The organism is Pleionea sp. WD8-19 (genome assembly GCF_055326765.1).
Window position 1 is genome coordinate 1 of sequence record NZ_JBUZOU010000049.1, and the last position, 3,012, is coordinate 3,012.

General features: G+C 39.2%; 3 protein-coding genes. All 3 read left to right on the forward strand.

All coding sequences use genetic code 11. The features are described from left to right. Positions 1-739: 739 nt before the first annotated feature. Positions 740-1,177, forward strand: a complete 438-nt coding sequence (locus ACTUJY_RS21000; protein ID WP_463618090.1) for a hypothetical protein — start codon at positions 740-742, stop codon at positions 1,175-1,177. 537 nt (positions 1,178-1,714) lie between these two features. Next, entirely contained in the window at positions 1,715-2,254 is a 540-nt protein-coding gene (locus tag ACTUJY_RS21005) for a hypothetical protein (RefSeq protein ID WP_463618091.1), read from the forward strand. A 434-nt stretch (positions 2,255-2,688) separates the two neighbouring features. Then, positions 2,689-2,880 carry a hypothetical protein gene (locus ACTUJY_RS21010; RefSeq protein WP_463618092.1) on the forward strand — a complete coding sequence of 64 codons (192 nt, stop codon included), beginning with the start codon at positions 2,689-2,691 and terminating at the stop codon, positions 2,878-2,880. The last annotated feature ends 132 nt before the right edge of the window (positions 2,881-3,012 follow it).

Below are 3,012 nucleotides of genomic sequence, written 5' to 3' on the forward strand. Positions count from 1 at the left end.
CTCGCGGATTGGCCCTTGCCATTCGCTAGTAGTTATCGTCTAATAATCATATAGATTTTGACGGTGACTCTCCTACAGAGGACTTTCACCTCATTAGTTAATGCCCATGCCGGGCGTACACAAGGCCATTAATTTCGCTCCCTGCGGTCGCCCGACGCTCCTGACGTCGCGCGGCTTATGGCGGCGTTAGGTGTTTAGAGAAGCACCTTGATCCTACCAGCTGATAAATCGAAATGGTCTGAATCGAGCAAGAATTCCTATTTATATGAATCTTGTATCGAGTACTACACAGATATTGCCTACAACTGTTGCAAGTGTGGAAATCTTGACGTTTTCACGGCGCAAGACCAAAAAGAGGCATTTGAGGTTAGAAAGTGCCATGTCTGGCAGCGTCGAGATCTTTGCCACAGTTGTTTCCAGGAATTCCACAAGCTCAAGGAAGCTATAAGAGGCTTTGAGAAACTATGGGAAGCTGAGAGCGATTCAAGCAAAGAGTTCGCACCATATATCAAAAGTTGGCTTTTGGCACTAAAGCAGGTTTCGAGCTTTGGTAAGCAATCTAATAAGGCTATGATCGCACACCTAGAAAAATGCTTAGGAAATAATGCGTAACAAGCGCATCAAAAACGATGCCAAACACTCCAGTAGCCTTGTGTTTCCGCTTCGCTACAACTTAACACAAGGCAACCTGCGTGCTTGGTTCGCTTTATGCGGGTGTTATATTTAGAACGAGTATTATATGGACAATAAAGAAAGCATCTTTGAGTTTCAGGCAAAGGCAAGAGAAGCATTCAATTTTTTAAGATCCGATTATGGGTATTCAGAATTGTCTAGATCAGATTTTGCAAATCCATGTTCAATTTCCTATATCAATAAATCAGTAAATGTTCGTGTTGTGGTCGAAGGTATACATTGGGGGAGCGCTTCTAGAGTTGCATTTGGACATTTAAGATTAGATAAGTTCCAAAACTATGACTTGTTAGACCTTCTAAGCACTACGGAAAATGCAGAGTTCAATAAGCGAAAAGCTGTCGAGTCAGATCAGTATATTCAACTGAATATGTATGCGTCACTTTTAAAGGATATTGGAGGCGACATCCTAAGCGGTGACTTTTCTATAGCTGACAAGTTGGACAAAATAAGAGAGGAGCGAGCTAATGCTTACCGTGAGCAATAGAAAATATAACAGTTCGTTGTTGCGGATAAACTGCAAAACTCGGCGTTAAAAAATTTAAAGGGATATTATGAACCTGTTTAAGTGTTCAAGTTGTCAAAAACATAAGTTTGGAGTACTCCAAAAAGAGTTTATGGCTGTTGACGGTACGAACCAAGAATGTGGGGTATGTCACGCTCAGGTCCAGGTTCCACGTGTTTATAGAGTGCTTGCATTTTTTCTAGCCTGTTTTTCATTTTTCTTTCTACTTCCTTCGCTTTTGGGTAGCGCGGGGTTTATATTAGGTATTGTGGCATCTTCTGTTGCATCTTTATGCGTGTATTTAGTTTTGGCTTTACTAACTCCATTAAAAAGCAATAGAATAAAGTCATAAGTATTTTTTTAACAACCCAAGGCTGTGTGACGTCCAATTGCTCATTACATTTGTGTTTGGCCGCCACAGTTTGAAACGTCATGTGACCGGGTAGTTTAGATCTAATGCTAAAGATAGAACAGAATGCAGATGACAGGCCTATCATAGCGAGAATGAAGAAATCGCTAATGGCTAAGTTCCGGCCGAATAGTGAAAATGATATAGATCTTGCTATCAGGCTAAGTCACTACTTGGCCATTTTAGGGAAACTCGAAGAATCAAAGCAATTGTTAATAAGTTTTCTTTACTTTGATCAAAGCGAAAAAGACGAAAATTATGAGCACCTATGGTATTCCAATTGCTATGGCATATTGCTGTTAGCACTGGTTGAGTTGGAATTAGGAAATCACAAAAGGTGTTCGGAGCTATGTTCAATTGTGGAGGCTAGCGATTACTTTTTCACTGACAAGGAAGATCACTATTTCATTGAACTTCAAGATCTAAAAGATGATTATGAGTATCATATAAAAGATTACTTAAATGAAACGCATAAGTTTAGGTGTCAGATTCTCAGCCAGCTATACATCAATTTATTGATATTTGATATGCTGCCTAATCTAACGCTAAGACACAATAGTGAACTTATGAGGTCGGAGTTAGAGGATATCAAAGCAAAGATGGGTATCCTAAACAGTTTGCTTAAAGATGAGCTGGAGAATAAGAGGTAAAATGTCACATAGCATCTATATGCCCTCAAAAAGTCAAATAACAAAAGAGCGCTGAAAACTGAATTTAATAAATATGCGCCACTGCTGCCGGCGTTACATGCTATATCAAAACCACGGTACTTAAATTGAATAAAAGTAGAATTGATCACATAGCTGGATTCTTACATGCTTTTGAATGGGTCAACCATAAATCAAATAATGGGTATACTTTCGAAATAATTCCCTTGTCAGAGTGTGAAAGTGAACGGCTAGCAATTGAGGAATATGGAAATGCTTTTCAAATCGCACCTTCGAAATTTGAGTACTCCATCAACCCTTTTGGTGCCAGCTGGCGGAATGAACTGTATAAAATACTGGAACGATAGTTACTGGACTTTCAAATAGATCCATTTAAATCCGGTAGCTGCTTATATGATAAAAACAAAGAGTTCTCGTTGAGTATCGATTCATTTAAAAAAGATATGCTAAATGAACTCCTTAATGAAGTTGAGTCTATATCAAGTTTTGCCGAAGGATTTGGGGTTGAATTAGATCTCGGTAAATCGTTTTATGAATGTGCTTATAGTGATTTCCTTCTTATGGGCGATGAAGGAAGTCTATATATCCATTTAGGTGTATCGGACTAAGCATGTAACGTGAACGTCCAGTAAACCACACCTAGTGCTCAACGTTAAGGGGCTTTACTCTTTCCTCCTGATTAACTTACCAGGAGATATCCAATGAGCCGAAAAACCTTAGCTGACTGGCAAACCATTAAT